At 71.2% G+C, this 14,762-nt stretch carries 10 protein-coding genes; 3 read left to right on the forward strand and 7 right to left on the reverse strand.

Annotation, left to right across the window (positions count from 1 at the left end; translation table 11 throughout):
• Window positions 1–1,610 (forward strand): glycoside hydrolase family 3 protein (locus tag ACQKIP_RS22545; RefSeq protein ID WP_427743892.1); only part of this gene is annotated, 1,610 nt, incomplete at its 5' end.
• A 113-nt stretch (window positions 1,611–1,723) separates the two neighbouring features.
• A complete protein-coding gene (locus tag ACQKIP_RS22550; protein ID WP_365857592.1) occupies window positions 1,724–2,347 on the forward strand; it encodes a hypothetical protein in 624 nt (207 codons plus the stop codon).
• Window positions 2,348–2,434: 87 nt separating this feature from the next.
• On the opposite strand, the gene ACQKIP_RS22555 is transcribed toward ACQKIP_RS22550, so the two are convergent.
• The 7 genes from ACQKIP_RS22555 to ACQKIP_RS22585 all read right to left on the reverse strand — a co-directional run bounded on the left by ACQKIP_RS22555 (window position 2,435) and on the right by ACQKIP_RS22585 (window position 13,837).
• Window positions 2,435–3,853 (reverse strand): S28 family serine protease, encoded by a 1,419-nt coding sequence (locus ACQKIP_RS22555; RefSeq protein ID WP_365857590.1) that lies wholly within the window; start codon window positions 3,851–3,853, stop codon window positions 2,435–2,437.
• 126 nt (window positions 3,854–3,979) lie between these two features.
• Window positions 3,980–4,375, reverse strand: coding sequence for a hypothetical protein (locus ACQKIP_RS22560; RefSeq protein WP_365857588.1), 396 nt, complete (start codon window positions 4,373–4,375; stop codon window positions 3,980–3,982).
• 140 nt (window positions 4,376–4,515) lie between these two features.
• Complete coding sequence (locus tag ACQKIP_RS22565) at window positions 4,516–8,223, reverse strand: ABC transporter ATP-binding protein (RefSeq protein ID WP_365858018.1); 3,708 nt, start codon at window positions 8,221–8,223, stop codon at window positions 4,516–4,518.
• A 199-nt stretch (window positions 8,224–8,422) separates the two neighbouring features.
• A complete protein-coding gene (locus ACQKIP_RS22570) occupies window positions 8,423–9,361 on the reverse strand; it encodes a serine hydrolase (protein ID WP_365857586.1) in 939 nt (312 codons plus the stop codon).
• Between the two features lie 230 nt (window positions 9,362–9,591).
• Window positions 9,592–11,277, reverse strand: a complete 1,686-nt coding sequence (locus tag ACQKIP_RS22575; protein ID WP_365857583.1) for a thiamine pyrophosphate-binding protein — start codon at window positions 11,275–11,277, stop codon at window positions 9,592–9,594.
• Complete coding sequence (gene speB / locus ACQKIP_RS22580; RefSeq protein WP_365857580.1) at window positions 11,274–12,269, reverse strand: agmatinase; 996 nt, start codon at window positions 12,267–12,269, stop codon at window positions 11,274–11,276. Before speB ends, ACQKIP_RS22575 begins: the two co-directional genes overlap by 4 nt.
• A gap of 98 nt (window positions 12,270–12,367) precedes the next feature.
• Window positions 12,368–13,837 (reverse strand): sodium:solute symporter, encoded by a 1,470-nt coding sequence (locus ACQKIP_RS22585; protein WP_365857578.1) that lies wholly within the window; start codon window positions 13,835–13,837, stop codon window positions 12,368–12,370.
• A 177-nt stretch (window positions 13,838–14,014) separates the two neighbouring features.
• Between ACQKIP_RS22585 and ACQKIP_RS22590 the strand changes: the two genes are divergently transcribed.
• The coding region (locus ACQKIP_RS22590; RefSeq protein ID WP_427743896.1) for a PucR family transcriptional regulator ligand-binding domain-containing protein at window positions 14,015–14,762 on the forward strand (748 nt) is incomplete at its 3' end.

Here is a 14,762-nt window from a genome sequence, read left to right on the forward strand (position 1 = left end):
CGGACATCGACTCCATCCGCGAAGAACTCGGCGTCCTTACGGCAGCCGAGGCGGTCGCTAAGGACCAGCTCGGGGTCATAATCTACTTGGGTTGGGCCCACAACACCCGCGCCCCGCACCAGATCGCCGACCTCTCGAACGGCATCCAGCACGCGGCCCTGGACCCGGAGGACTCCCCGACCGCCCGCATCCCGCTGCTCATCTCCACCGACCAGGAGCACGGCGCCGTGGCCCGCGTGGGCATCCCCGCCACGCTGCTTCCCGGCGCGATGGCCCTGGGAGCCGCGGGCTCGCGCTCCACCGCGCGCAAGGCGGCCCGGATCGCCGGCGCCGAACTCCGCGCGCTCGGCATCCGCCAGAACTACGCCCCGGTCGCCGACGTGAACGTCAATCCGGCCAACCCCGTCATCGGCGTACGGTCCTTCGGCTCGGACCCCGAGGCGGTCGCCGGCCTGGTCGCCGCGCAGGTCAAGGGCTACCAGAGCACGGAGATCGCCTCCACCTCCAAGCACTTCCCGGGCCACGGCGACACCAAGGACGACAGCCACTCCAAGCTGCCGTACATCCACCACACCCGCGAGCAGTGGGAGACCCTGGACGCCCCGCCGTTCCGGGCGGCGGTGGCCGCGGGCATCGACTCGATCATGACCGCGCACATCGTGGTCCCGGCGCTCGACCCGGCCGAGGACCCCGCCACGCTCTCCCGTCCCATCCTCACCGGCATCCTGCGCGAGGAACTCGGCTACGACGGCGTCGTGGTGACGGACTCGCTGGGCATGCAGGGCGTCCGCACGAAGTACGGCGACGACCGCGTCCCCGTGCTGGCCCTGAAGGCGGGCGTGGACCAGCTCCTGAACCCGCCGAAGCCGGAGATCGCCTGGAACGCGGTGCTCCAGGCGGTACGGGACGGCGAGTTGACGGAGGCGCGCCTTGACGAATCGATCCTGCGCATCCTGCGTCTCAAGGCGAAGCTCGACCTGTTCTCCGACCCGTACGTCACCTCCCGCGAGGTCGACCAGGCCGTGGGCACGCGCGCGCACCTCACCGCCGCCGACCGGATCGCCGACGAGACGACGACGCTGCTGCGCAACGAGGACGAGATCCTTCCGCTGTCGCGGCGTACCCAGCGGGACGTGCTCGTCGTGGGCGCTGACCCCGCGTCGCCCTCGGGCACGACCGGGCCGCCGACGACCGTCATCGGGCGCGAGCTGACGGACCTCGGCTTCACGCCGACGGTCCTGCCGACCGGGACCGCACCCTCCGCCGCGAAGATCGCCGAGGCGGTGGCGGCCGCCGCGGGCAAGGACGCGGTGCTCGTGGGCACGTACAACGTGGGGGCGGGGAGCGCGCAGATCGCCCTGGTCGACGCGCTGGTGGCGACGGGTGTTCCGGTCGTCGCCGTGGCGATCCGCAATCCCTACGACGTGGCGCGGCTGCCGGGAGTGGGCGCGTCCCTCGCCGCCTACTGCTGGACGGACGTCGAACTGCGCGCCGCGGTACGGGTGATCGCGGGGCGCGTCCGTCCGCGGGGGAAGCTGCCCGTGCCGGTGCAGCGGGCGGATGATCCGGCGCAGGTGCTGTATCCGGTCGGGTACGGCCTGACGTACTGATCCGTACGCCGCGCCCCCGGCGCGCCGCCTCCACCTGACCCAAAGCACCCCGCGCACCTGGCGTGCGCCCGCTCCTGCGGGTCACGCTGGGTGCACATATCGGGGGGTTTGCCATGCGCGCCATGCTGGGCTTGCGGTGTGCGGGGGTGCTTTTCGCGGTGTTCGCCGGCGTGAGCGGCTGCCAGAAGTCCTCGGACCCCGGATCGGAGTCGTCGGACCGCAAGCCTTCCTCGTCGGTGTCCCCGTCCGGGTACGGAGCGGTGTTCCTCGCCGTGGACGAGTGCAGTTCACGGGGGCGCGCGACCTTCACGGAGGTGCCGTGCACGAGTGAACGGGCGGCGGCGCGGGTCGTCGCGCGCTACGACGACACGGTCGCCGAGGGGCCCGCGTGCCCTGCCCGCACGGACTTCGTGCTCCACATCAGCGAGGGGCGGCCCGCGGGGGACGAGGACGGGGACGGCACGGTTCCGCGCGGCTACGCGTGCATGCGCAATCTCGAACTGCCGCATCCCGGGGATCCCGGCGGCGGGGGCGGGCCCCGGACCATCGTCGGGGACTGCGTGTACGGCGCGGGGCGCGGAGAGGTGCGGGAGACCGCCTGCGACGGGTCGGGCGCGAGGGCTCCGGAGTACCGGGTGACTTCGGCCGTCCCGGAGCGCGCCCTGTGTCCTGCCGCGACGCAGCTGTACGTGTCGCTGGAGGGCCGGAGGCCGGTGGGGTGCGCGGTGCGGGTCTGAACGGGGTTCTTCTGTGTCCTCGAACGCCGGACGGGCTGGAACAGCCAGTCCGGCGTTCGAGGACGAACTCGGCGGAGCCGGTGATTCCTACGGGCGCAGGGTCAGCTGCTTCTGCTGGTCCTTGCGGTCGAGCTTCGCGTCGTACGGAGCCAGCGGCTTCGGGGACGCGGAGGTGGAGACGCCGGCCCAGGCCTGGATCCGCTCCGTGGCCTTGGCCTTCTCCGCGGGGACGAGACCTGCCACGTTCGCGCCGTGGTTGGCGCCCGGCGCGGTGAAGACGTAGGAGTCGTGCTTCGCGCCCCTGGCGGGACGGAACGGCTCGGCACCCCACGGGTCGTTCTCCCCGTAGACGTACAGCATGCGCGTCGCGTTGTGCCGCACCCAGCGGTCCACGTCCGCCATCGCACCGGACTTGAACTTCATCGGGATCTCACGGGGCACGAAGTTGCGCGGCGGCTGGTAGCCGTAGCGGCTCAGGTCGCCGAGCCAGGGCTGCTTGATGTCGGGCGAGCCCAGCTGCGTACCGGCCTGGTAGTAGTACGGCGTGTACGGGGTCAGGCCCTGGTCCGTGTAGGAGGTCCAGCCGCCCACCGCGTCGACGTAGTCGAAGATCGCCTGGTCGGAGGCGGACTTGGCGTCCGGCACGTCCGCGCACGCGGACTCCGGCTGGTACTGCCAGAAGCCCCACACCAGGTCGAGCACGACGGCCTCGTACGCCTTGTCCAGGTTGCCGACCGTCTTGAAGGTGTAGTTGCCCTCGGCGGCGAAAGCGGCGTACTTCTTCTCCAGCGGCTCGCGGCGCACCAGCGCCTCGCGCTGCACGGCCTCCAGCTTGGCGCGGCACTCCTTGGTGCCGACCGTCTTGAAGAACTCGTCGTAGCGCGAGTCCTCCTTGTTCACCACGTCGTTCGGGGCGACGTACGCGACGACGCCGTCCATGTCCTTGGGGTAGAAGCGCTCGTAGTACGTGGCGGTCATGCCGCCCTTCGAGCCGCCGGTCGCCACCCACTTCTTGTCGTAAATGGGCTTGAGCGCCTTGAAGATGCGGTGCTGGTCGCTCGCGGCCTGCCAGATGTCGAGCTTGGACCAGTCGGCGGGCTCGGGACGGGACGGCGTGAAGAAGCGGTACTCCATGGAGACCTGGTTGCCGTCGATGATCCGCGTCGGCTCACTGCGGCTGGGCGTCGTCGAGACGTTGTAGCCGCTGGTGAAGAAGGCCGTGGGGCGGGCGGTGTCCTTGTGCAGGACCGTCAGGCGCTGCTTGAAGGTGCCCTTGGAAGGGTGCCGGTGGTCGACCGGCTGGGTGTAGTTGAGGACGAAGTAGCGGTAGCCGGTGTACGGCTTCTCCTCGACCAGGCTCATGCCCGGTATCGCCAGGAGCCGGTCCTTGATGTCCGTGGCCTGCGGCTTCGCGGCGGTGGCCGCACCTGCCGCACTCGCTGTCCCTGCGGTGCCTATGCCTATGAGCACCACGAGCGACAGCAGCCATCTGAGCGCCTTGCGCATGCACTCTCCCCTAAGTTCGCGATTGCGTCCGCCGGAACTTATCGGAGCAACTCGCTCACGCCTAGGGGCTCTTGCGTCACACCCGGACGCAGTACGTCGCAGTACGACACAAACAGGGCATCCGTCTCAGCACATGATCCAGCCCGAGCTGGTACTCCCCCCGCCCACCTTCCCCTTCACCCACACGCACCGGTGTCCCGCGTGCACCGTCACCGGGCCCGCGTGATGCGTGTAGCTGCCCTTGTCCCTGGCCGGGCGGCTGCCGCGGGCCTGGACGCTGACCGACATCGTCTTGCGGGCGCCGGGGCGCTTGGCGACGGTGACGGCGCAGACGTAGCCACGCTTCTTGTAGACGAGGACCTTGCCCGTGCTGAAGGAGAGGGTGCGCACCTTGTGCCCGGCGCAGCGCCCGGCCTGCGCCTGTGCCTGCGCCGCACCGGCGCCCGCGACACCCAGCAGGACGGCAGTCGCAAGGACGACGGCGCCGAGCGCAAGGCTCCGCCGTATTCGACCACTGCTCACCAGATTCCCTCCCGACACTTCCGCATCAGCGTACTGATGTACGGACGCGGACCACGGGGCCCCCGGTTGCGCGAGGGCCCCGATTCGTTCGACGGGTCGGCCAGATGTGTCCGGCGGGTCGAACAGGTGTGTCCTGCGGGCTAGGCGGCGGACGGCTCGGTCTCGCCCACGAACGTCCGCCACAGCGTCGCGTACCGCCCGTCGAGGGCAAGCAGCTCCTCGTGCGTGCCGTCCTCCGCGACCCGGCCGTGGTCCATCAGGATCACACGGTCCGCGCGGGCGGCGGTGGTGAGGCGGTGGGCGACGACCAGGGTGGTGCGCCTGCCCGCGATGCGGTCGGTGGCCTGGTTGACCTGCGCTTCCGTGGCGAGGTCGAGCGCCGCGGTCGCCTCGTCGAGGAGCAGGATGTCGGGGTCGACGAGCTCCGCGCGGGCCAGGGCGATGAGCTGGCGCTGTCCCGCGGAGAGGTTGCGGCCGCGCTCGGAGACCTCGTGGAGGTAGCCGCCGTCGAGGGTGGCGATCATGTCGTGCGCGCCGACCGCGCGGGCCGCGGCCTCCACCTGCGCGTCGGTGGCTTCGGGCCGCCCGTAGGCGATCGCGTCGCGCACCGTCCCCGCGAAGAGGTAGGCCTCCTGCGGCACGACACCGAGGCGGTGGCGGTACGCGGTGAGGTCCAGGGAGCGCAGATCGGTGCCGTCGACGGTGACCCGGCCGCCGGTCGGGTCGTAGAACCGGGCGACGAGCTTGACCAGCGTCGACTTGCCCGCGCCTGTCTCGCCGACGAAGGCGACGGTCTGGCCCGCGGGGATGCGCAGGCGCACGTCGCTCAGCGCCTCTTCCGGTTCTTCGTCGGAGCCGTACGCGAAGTCGACGTCCTCGAAGGCGATCTCGCCGCGCAGGGACAGCACGTCGAGCGGCTCGTCCGCGGCCTCGGTCGAGGTCGGCTCCCTCAGCAGTTCCTGGATGCGGCCGAGCGAGACGGTGGCCTGCTGGTAGCCGTCGAAGACCTGGGAGAGCTGCTGGACGGGCGCGAAGAACAGGTCGATGTAGAGGAGGTAGGCGACCAGGGCGCCGGTGGTCAGTGTCCCGGCCTCCACACGTCCCGCGCCGACCATCAGGACCGCCGCCGCGGCGACCGCCGAGAGCAGCTGCACGAACGGGAAGTAGACCGAGATCAGCCACTGCCCGCGGATGCGCGCGCTGCGGTAGGCGGCACTGCCCTCGGCGAACTTCTCGCGGCCCGAGCGCTCGCGCCGGAAGGCCTGCACGATGCGCAGCCCGGCGACGGACTCCTGGAGGTCGGCGTTGACCACCGAGACCCGCTCACGGGCCAGCTCGTACGCCTTGACGCTGGAGCGGCGGAAGAAGAACGTGCCGATGATCAGCGGCGGCAGCGTCGCGAAGACGACGAGCGCGAGCTGCACGTCGATGACGACGAGCGCGACCATGATGCCGAAGAAGGTGACGACGGAGACGAAGGCGGTGACCAGGCCCGTCTGGAGGAAGGTGGACAGGGCATCCACGTCGGTCGTCATCCGGGTCATGATGCGCCCGGTCAACTCCCGCTCGTAGTAGTCGAGTCCGAGCCGCTGGAGCTGGGCGAAGATCTTCAGGCGGAGGGAGTAGAGCACCCGCTCGCCGGTCCGTCCGGTCATCCGCGTCTCGCCGATCTGCGCCGTCCACTGGACGAGCACGGCGAGCAGCGCGAGGCCGGACGCCGCCCACACGGCGCCGAGCGCGAGCTGGGACACGCCCTCGTCGATGCCGTGCCGGATCAGCACGGGGAGCAGCAGGCCCATGCCCGCGTCGACGGTGACCAGGAGCAGCGCGAACAGCAGCGGCTTCCCGAACCCGGCGAGCAGCCGGCGCAGGCCGTACGACTCCTCCGGGGTGACCGCGCGCGCCTCGTCGATGCGGGGGGTGTCGGTGGCCGGCGGCAACGCGTCGACCTGCGCGAGGAGTTCGGGCGTCGCGGGCATCCCGGACATCGCGGTGTCCTTGGGCTCGCGGTCGCCCACCCAGAGCTGCGGGGTGATCCCGCGCTCGGCGTCGAACTCGGCGTCGAGCTCGGCGCGTACGGAGGTGTCCTCGGGGATCTCTACCGGCACCGCGTGGCCGGGCGATACGCCGCCGAGCTCTTCGGGGTCGGTAAGGAGGCGCCGGTAGAGCGCCGAGCCCTCGGTCAGCTCTTCGTGCGTGCCGATCGCGGCGAGCTTTCCGCCGTCGAGTACGGCGATGCGGTCGGCGAGGTTCAGGGTGGAGCGGCGGTGGGCGATGAGGAGGGTGGTGCGGCCCGCCATGACGCCGCGCAGGGCTTCGTGGATCTCGTGCTCGACGCGCGCGTCGACCGCCGATGTCGCGTCGTCCAGGACGAGGAGGCGGGGGTCGGTGAGGATGGCGCGGGCCAGTGCCACGCGCTGGCGCTGGCCGCCGGAGAGGGTCAGGCCGTGCTCGCCGACGGTGGTGTCGTACCCGTCGGGCAGCTCGGAGATGAAGCCGTCGGCCTGGGCGGCGCGGGCCGCGGTCTCGATCTCCTCCTGCGTGGCGTCCGGCTTTCCGTACGCGATGTTGGCGCGGATGGTGTCGGAGAAGAGGAAGGAGTCCTCGGGCACGAGGCCTATGGCGGCCCGCAGCGAGTCGGTGGTCAGCTCGCGCACGTCGTGCCCGCCGACGAGGACGGCGCCGTGCGTCACGTCGTAGAAGCGGGGCAGCAGCAGCGAGACGGTGGACTTGCCGCTGCCGGACGTGCCGACGACGGCGAGGGTCTCGCCGGGCCTGATCTCGAAGGAGAGGCCGTCCAGGACGGGGCGGCTGTCCTCGTAGGCGAAGGAGACGTCGTCGAACTCGACGGTGGCCGGGGCGTCGGCGGGCAGCTCCTTGGTGCCGTCCTTCAGCGTCGGCTCGGTGTCGATGAGCTCCAGGACGCGCTCGGCGCCCGCGCGGGCCTGCTGGCCGACGGTGAGCACCATGGCGAGCATGCGGACGGGCCCGACGAGCTGGGCGAGGTAGGTGGAGAAGGCGACGAACGTGCCGAGGGTGATCTGTCCGCGCACCGCGAGCCAGCCGCCGAGCGCGAGCATGGCGACCTGCCCGAGCGCGGGCACGGCCTGGAGGGCGGGGGTGTACTTGGAGTTCAGGCGGATGGTGCGAAGCCGCCCCGCGAAGAGCTTGCGGCCGACCTCCCGGAGCTTCCCGGTCTCCTGCTCCTCCTGGCCGAAGCCCTTCACGACGCGTACGCCGGAGACGGAGCCGTCCACGACTCCGGCGACGGCGGCGGCCTGGGCCTGCGCGTACCAGGTGGAGGGGTGCAGGCGGCTGCGGCTGCGCTTGGCGATGAACCAGAGGGCGGGGGCGACGGCGAGCGCGACGAGGGTGAGCGGCAGGGAGAGCCACGCCATGATCACGAGGGAGATCACGAAGAGCAGGATGTTGCCGATGGTCATCGGCAGCATGAAGAGCAGGCCCTGGATCAGCTGGAGGTCGCTGGTGGCGCGGCCGACGACCTGTCCGGTGGACAGCTCGTCCTGCCGCCGCCCGTCGAGCTTGGTGATCGTCCCGTACATCTCGGTGCGCAGGTCGTGCTGGACGTCGAGGGCCAGGCGCCCTCCGTAGTAGCGGCGGATGTAGGTGAAGACGTAGACGAGGACGGCGGCGCCGACGAGGGCGCCGACCCAGGGACCCATGTCGCGCGACTTGTCCCCGATGACGTCGTCGATGATCACCTTGGTGATGAGCGGTACGAGCGCCATGACGGCCATGCCGCCGAGCGAGGACCCGAGCGCGAGCACGACGTCCTTGGGGTAGCGCCACGCGTACCCGGTGAGCCGTTTCGCCCAGCCGGGATCCACCGCCTCGGTCCCGCCGGATTTCTCCGGCTCGGCCCCGCCCCGTTGCTCCGTCACGTGCTGCCTCCCGTCGACCTGACCTGCCGAGAGGCCCAACGCGGTGGGACGACAATTTCATCCCACCGCAACAAAGACGGGTCGGAGGTCCTAGGACCACTCAGAGGTGGGCGGCCTCGAACATCCGCGCCCCTGGTGGGGCCCGTCAGCTGCCGGGGACCGCCACGAACGCCTCCCGCGGGGCGACCGTCGGGGTGTAGCGCCCGGCCGCCGAGACCCTGGGCGCCAGGTCCTTGTGGACCGCTTTGGCCACGCCCTGGATGGTGGCGACGCCGTAGTTCATGGTGCTGTTGCCGTGGGTGAGCACGGAGATCGTGTAGTCGTGGCCGCCGCCCTTGAACGCGCCGATGCTGTGCACGCGCCAGCCGTGGGTGGACCGCTGGAGCCAGCCGTTCTTGACGTGTATCGCGACGCCGGACGGCGCGCCCGCCGGGGTGCCCCAGCGCTGCGAGGAGACGACCTTGCCCATCAGCTTGAGGACGTAGGCGCGGGAGGCGTCGGTCAGGACGGCGTTCTTGCCGGTGAACAGGGCGAGGAGCTTCTGCTCGTCGGTGACGTTGATCCGGGTCAGGCCCCAGTAGCCGCCGGAGCCCGGCACGGTCTTGGTCATCTTGGCCGCCGTGAGGAAGCCCTTCACCTTGGTCACCCCGAGCTGGCGCCAGAGCGTGCTGGTGGCGTTGTTGTCGGACTTGGTGATCATGGCGGTGGCGAGGGACTTCTCGCGGGACGACAGCGCGCGGCCGGTCTTCTGGGCGTCCCACAGGAGCGTGGCGAGCACGGTCGCCTTGACGACGCTCGCCGAGTCGAACGAGGTGGTCGGGCGCAGGGTGCAGGTGGTGCCCGTGGTGCGGTCGTGGAGGCCGACCGCGACGGTGCCCTTGCGGTTCTTGAGCGCGGTCGTGATGTCCTTCTTGAGCTTGGCGGCCAGGCCGCTCTGCGCGGAGGTGCAGGTGACCTGCGGTGCCGCCGCGGCGGCCGCGGGCGTGGCGGTCACGGTGGCGCCGAGCGGCACGAGCACCCCGGCGGCGAGGCCCGCCGAGAGCACGCGGGCACGCCTGGATATCCCGGATACCGGGTGATTCATGGAGTCTTCCCATCCCCTTGGGTTTCGTACGAGGCCCCCCGGGCCCGTACAAGCGCGCCCCCCGGCACACTCACCCCTCTTGACTCACCGGCACCAGTAGGGGGTTGCACAAATTTGGGAACAGATGACCGATCTGTAATGCGCCGGTTGCCTGGTCGGTGGCAAAAAGAGTCCCGGCGTCACCGCGCGTGACGCGGGTGACGCCGGGAGTCAGCTACGGCTGACGGGGCTCAGAGGTGCGTCGGCTCGAACATCCGGAGCACCGCCGGGAGCACGACCACCGACGGTCCGGGGGCCGCGAGCGCCTTCGCGAGGTCGTCGCGCAGGGCCTCCGGCGTCGTACGGACCGCCGGCACCCCGAAGGACTCCGCGAGCGCGACAAAGTCGGGCCGGGAGAGCTCCGTGGCCGTGGGCTCGCCGAAGGCGTCGGACATGTACTCCCGGAGGATTCCGTAGCCCCCGTCGTCCACGATCAGCCAGGTCACGGGCAGGTCGTGCTGCTTGGCTGAGGCCAGTTCCGCGATCGAGTACATCGCGCCGCCGTCGCCCGACACGGCGAGGACCGGCTTCGTCGGGTCGGCCGCGGCGGCGCCGAGGGCCGCCGGGAAGCCGTACCCGAGGCCGCCCGCGCCCTGCGCCGAGTGCATCGTGTTCGGGCGCCGCGCGTCGAAGGCGGACCAGGCCCAGTACGCGAGGATCGTCATGTCCCAGAAGGACGGCGCCGCGTCCGGCAGTGCCTCGCGCACCGAGGCGAGGACCTGCTGCTCCAGGGTGAGCTCCTGGGCGGCGATGCGCTCCTTGACCTTGGCCAGGACCGTGCGGACCCGCTCGGGGGCCGTGGGGTCCTCGCGGGGAGCGTCGATCGTCTCCAGGAGCGCGGAGAGCGCGAGGCGCGCGTCCGCGTGGATGCCGAGCGCCGGGTGGTTGGACTCCAGCTTCCCGGCGTCCGCCTCGATCTGGATGACCCGGCCGCGCGGCTTGAACGTGTGGTAGTTCGAGGAGAGCTCGCCTAGCCCGGAGCCGACCACAAGGAGGACGTCGGCGTCCTCCAGGAAGTCCGTGGTGTACCGGTCCTCAAGCCACGACTGGAGCGAAAGCGGGTGCTCCCAGGGGAAGGCTCCCTTGCCGCCGAACGTCGTGACGACGGGCGCGTTCACCAGCTCGGCGAGGGCGAGGAGCTTGCCGCTCGCGTCCGAGCGCACCACTCCGCCGCCCGCGATGATCGCCGGGCGCTCTGCCCGGGACAGCAGGTCGGCCGCAACCGCGGTCAGCTCGGGGCGCGGGACGACCTCGTCCGGGGTGGCGTCCATGGCCGTGACCACGGGCAGGGTGGTCTCCGCGAGCAGGACGTCCTGCGGGATCTCCACCCACACGGGGCCGTGCGGGGCGGTGAGTGCCGACTCCCAGGCCGCGGCGATCGCGGAGGGGATCTGCGAGGCCGTACGGACCGTGTGGACGGACTTCACGATGTCGCGGAAGGACGCCTGCTGGTCGCGCAGCTCGTGGAGGTAGCCGTGCCGGCCGCCGCCGAGGCCCGCCACCGGGATCTGGCTGCCGATCGCGAGCACGGGCGAGGAACCGGCCGCCGCCTCCTGGAGCGCGGCGAGCGAGGTCAGCGCGCCGGGGCCGGTGGAGAGCAGCAGCGGGGCCACCTCACCGGTGATCCGGCCGTACGCGTCGGCCGCGAAGCCCGTGTTGTTCTCGACGCGAAGGCCCACGTACGACAGGGACGAGCGCCGCAGGGCGTCGAACATGCCGAGCGCGTGCTGGCCGGGGAGGCCGAAGACCGTCGTGGCGCCGAGACCCTGGAGGGTCTCCACGACGAGGTCGCCGCCGTTGCGCCCCGGGGGCGGGCTCAGGGCCGCGTCCCGCTGTGCGTCGGTGGGCCGCAGTACTACGTCGTGGTCGTGCGTCACTTGGCCGCGCTCCCCTCGGTGGTCCGGGCCTCCGCGATCTGGCGGGACATGATCGTCGTCAGCTCGTACGCGGTGTGCGAGGCGGCGACGGCCGTGATCTCCGCGTGGTCGTAGGCGGGGGCGACCTCGACGACGTCGGCCGAGACGAGGTTGCAGGAGGAGAGCCCCCGCAGGATCTCCAGGAGCTCGCGCGACGTCATGCCACCCGCCTCCGGGGTGCCCGTGCCGGGCGCGTGGGCCGGGTCCAGGCAGTCGATGTCGATGGAGATGTACAGCGGGCGGTCGCCGATGCGCTGGCGCAGCTGGTCGGCGACCTCGTCGGCGCCGCGGCGGTAGATGTCCGCCGAGGTGACGATGCCGAAGCCCATCTTCTCGTCGTCGGTGAGGTCCTGCTTGCCGTACAGCGGGCCGCGCGTGCCGACGTGGGAGAGGGCCTCGGTGTCGAGGATGCCCTCCTCGACGGCCCGGCGGAACGGCGTGCCGTGGGTGTACTCCGCGCCGAAGTACGTGTCCCAGGTGTCCAGGTGCGCGTCGAAGTGCAGCAGGGCGACCGGGCCGTGCTTCTTGGCGACGGAACGCAGCAGCGGCAGGGCGATGGTGTGGTCGCCGCCGAGCGTCATCATGCGGGCGCCGGAGCCGAGGAGGTCGTCGGCGGCGGCCTCGATGGTCTCCACGGCTTCGTTGATGTTGAAGGGGTTCGCGGCTATGTCGCCCGCGTCCGCCACCTGGGCGAGCGCGAAGGGCGAGGCGTCCTGCGCGGGGTTGTACGGACGCAGGAGGCGCGAGGCCTCACGGATCGCGTTGCCGCCGAAGCGGGCGCCGGGGCGGTACGAGACACCCGTGTCGAAGGGCACGCCGACCACGGCGACGTCCGTCTTGCCGCCGACCTCGTCGAGGCGGGGCAGCCGGGCGTAGGTCGCCGGGCCCGCGTACCGGGGAATGCGGGAGGAGTCGACCGGTCCGCGGGGGGTCGGGGTCTCGGCGGTGCTCATGGTCGGTTTCCTCCTGCTGATACGAGTGCTGCTGTGGTGCTGGGACAAGTGTCGCGCGGCCCGCTGACAGTGCTGTCGGCAGCGGGCCGCGCGCAGGACTAGACGGCCACCGGTGATTCCGGTTCCGCTTCTCGGGATCCCCGGCCCGCGAGCCGTTCGCGCCAGGCCGCGAGGATCGAGGCGTCGGTGGGCTTCGTGGCGAGGGAGACGACGACGTACACGGCCAGGGAGATCAGCAGGCCGTAGTAGATGGGCTCGTTGGCGAGGATTCCGTAGCCCCACATGAGCCCGATGACGGAGAGGCCACCGGCGGCGATGGCCGCGAGCGCGCCTTCGGCGGTGCCGCGCTTCCACAGCAGGCCGCCGAGGATCGGCACGAGCAGACCGGCGACGAGGAGGTTGTAGGCGACGGTGAGCGCCTGCACGACGTCGTTCAGGGCGATGGCGATGAGGACGACGGCGACGCCCATGATCAGGATGAAGAGACGGTTGCCCTTCACCTCGTCGTGCGGCTCGTCGCCCGCTCCGTCGGCCTTCACGACGCCTCGCAGCCGCGACCAGATGTCGTTGTTGGCGACGGTCGCGCAGGCGATGAGCGCTCCGGAGGACGTGGACATCACGGCGGCGAGCGCCGCGGCGAGCACGAGGCCCCGTACGCCCATGGGCAGTTCGTCCTTGACCATGGTCGCGAAGGCCGCGTCGGCGCTCGGCAGCTTCGGGTACATGACCTTGGCGGCCGTGCCGATGACGGCGCCCGCGATCGCGTAGACGAGACAGTAGGTACCGGCGACGGTGCCGCCGTAGCGGGCGACCTTGTCGCTGCGCGCGGTGAAGACGCGCTGCCAGATGTCCTGCCCGATGAGCATGCCGAACGTATAGATCAGGACGTACGTGAAGATCGTCTCGCCGCCGATGCCCAGCGGGTCGAAGTACTCGGTGGGCAGCTTGGCCTTCATCTCGCTGAAGCCGCCGGCCTTGACGACCGCGATGGGCAGCAGCAGGAGCAGCACGCCGATGGTCTTCACCACGAACTGCACCATGTCGGTGAGCGTGATGGACCACATGCCGCCGAGTGTCGAGTAGGCGACGACGATCGAGCCGCCGAGGATGATCGCGATCGTGCGGTTCATGTCGAAGATGACGTCGAAGATCGTGGCGTACGCGATGGTCGAGGTGACCGCGAGCATCAGCGTGTAGGACCACATGACGACTCCGGAGATGACGCCCGCGCGCCCTCCGTAGCGCAGGTCGAGCATCTCGGAGACCGTGTAGACCTTCAGGCGTGCGATGCGCGCCGAGAAGAAGACGCTCAGCGCGAGCAGGCCGAGGCCGATCGTGAAGACCATCCAGGCGCCGGAGAGCCCGTACTGGTAGCCCAGGCCGACGCCGCCGATGGTGGACGCGCCGCCCAGGACGATGGCGGCCATCGTCCCGGAGTACATCCACGGTCCGAGGCGGCGGCCTGCGACCAGGAACTCACTCTTGGACTTGGCGCGGCGCATGCCCCACCAGCCCATCGCGAGCATGCCGGCGAGATAGACGACGATCACTGTGTAGTCGACGGCCATGGGGCCCTCCTTCGCGCACCTCGGTGGCGTGTCGTGCAGATGGGGTCGTGCAGATGGGTGGGGGTGACAACCGGCCGCGGGGACATCCGCCCGTACCCGCGGCCCGGGGTCGGCACGACCTTAGGTGGCCGGAAAGCAACGCTGAAGTGTACGTTTCATCCACTTCCCGTGATCGACATGGATGGAACATCCACCGTGCAGGACCCTGCCGCCCCCACAGCGCCTCCCCCGACCCCGCCGGTCCCGCTCACCGCTCTGCTGGCCAGGGAAGATCTCGGCCTGCGCCAGATCGCGGGCCCCGACGCCGGGGAGAGCGGGGCCGCCGTCCAGTGGGTGCACACCTCGGAGATGGCCGACCCCTACCCCTACCTCCTGGGCGGCGAGCTGCTCCTGACCGCGGGTGTGCACATCACCGACCCCGTGGGCGCGGGCGTCTATCTGGACGACTACGTGGCGCGGATCGTCGAGGCGGGCGGCGCGGCCCTGGGCTTCGGTGTGGCGCCCGTGCACGACACGGTGCCGCGCGCCCTGGTCACGGCCTGCGACCGCCACGGCCTGCCGCTCCTGGAGGTGCCGCCGCGCACGACGTTCAGCGGGGTCGCCCGCGCGGTGTGGCAGCTGGTGGCCGAGGCCAGGCACGCCGAGCTGCGCCGCGTCACGGAGGCCCAGCAGGGCCTCGCCACGGCCGCCGCGCGCCCCGATCCCGTACCGGCGGTGCTGCGCCTCCTTGCGGCGCGGCTGAGCGGCTGGGCGGTGCTCTACGCACCGGACGGCGCGGTGCTCCACACGGCGGGGACGGCTCCGGGGGCGGGGGTGCGGCAGGCGGTGCACGACCTCTCCGGAGTCGTACGTCCGGCGGGGCGGCCCGGCCCCGTCCCGGCATCGGCGACCGACTCCCCCGGAGGCACCCGGCTCACCGCGTACG

This window comes from Streptomyces sp. NPDC059900, assembly GCF_050270335.1.
Classification (GTDB): Bacteria; Actinomycetota; Actinomycetes; order Streptomycetales; family Streptomycetaceae; genus Streptomyces.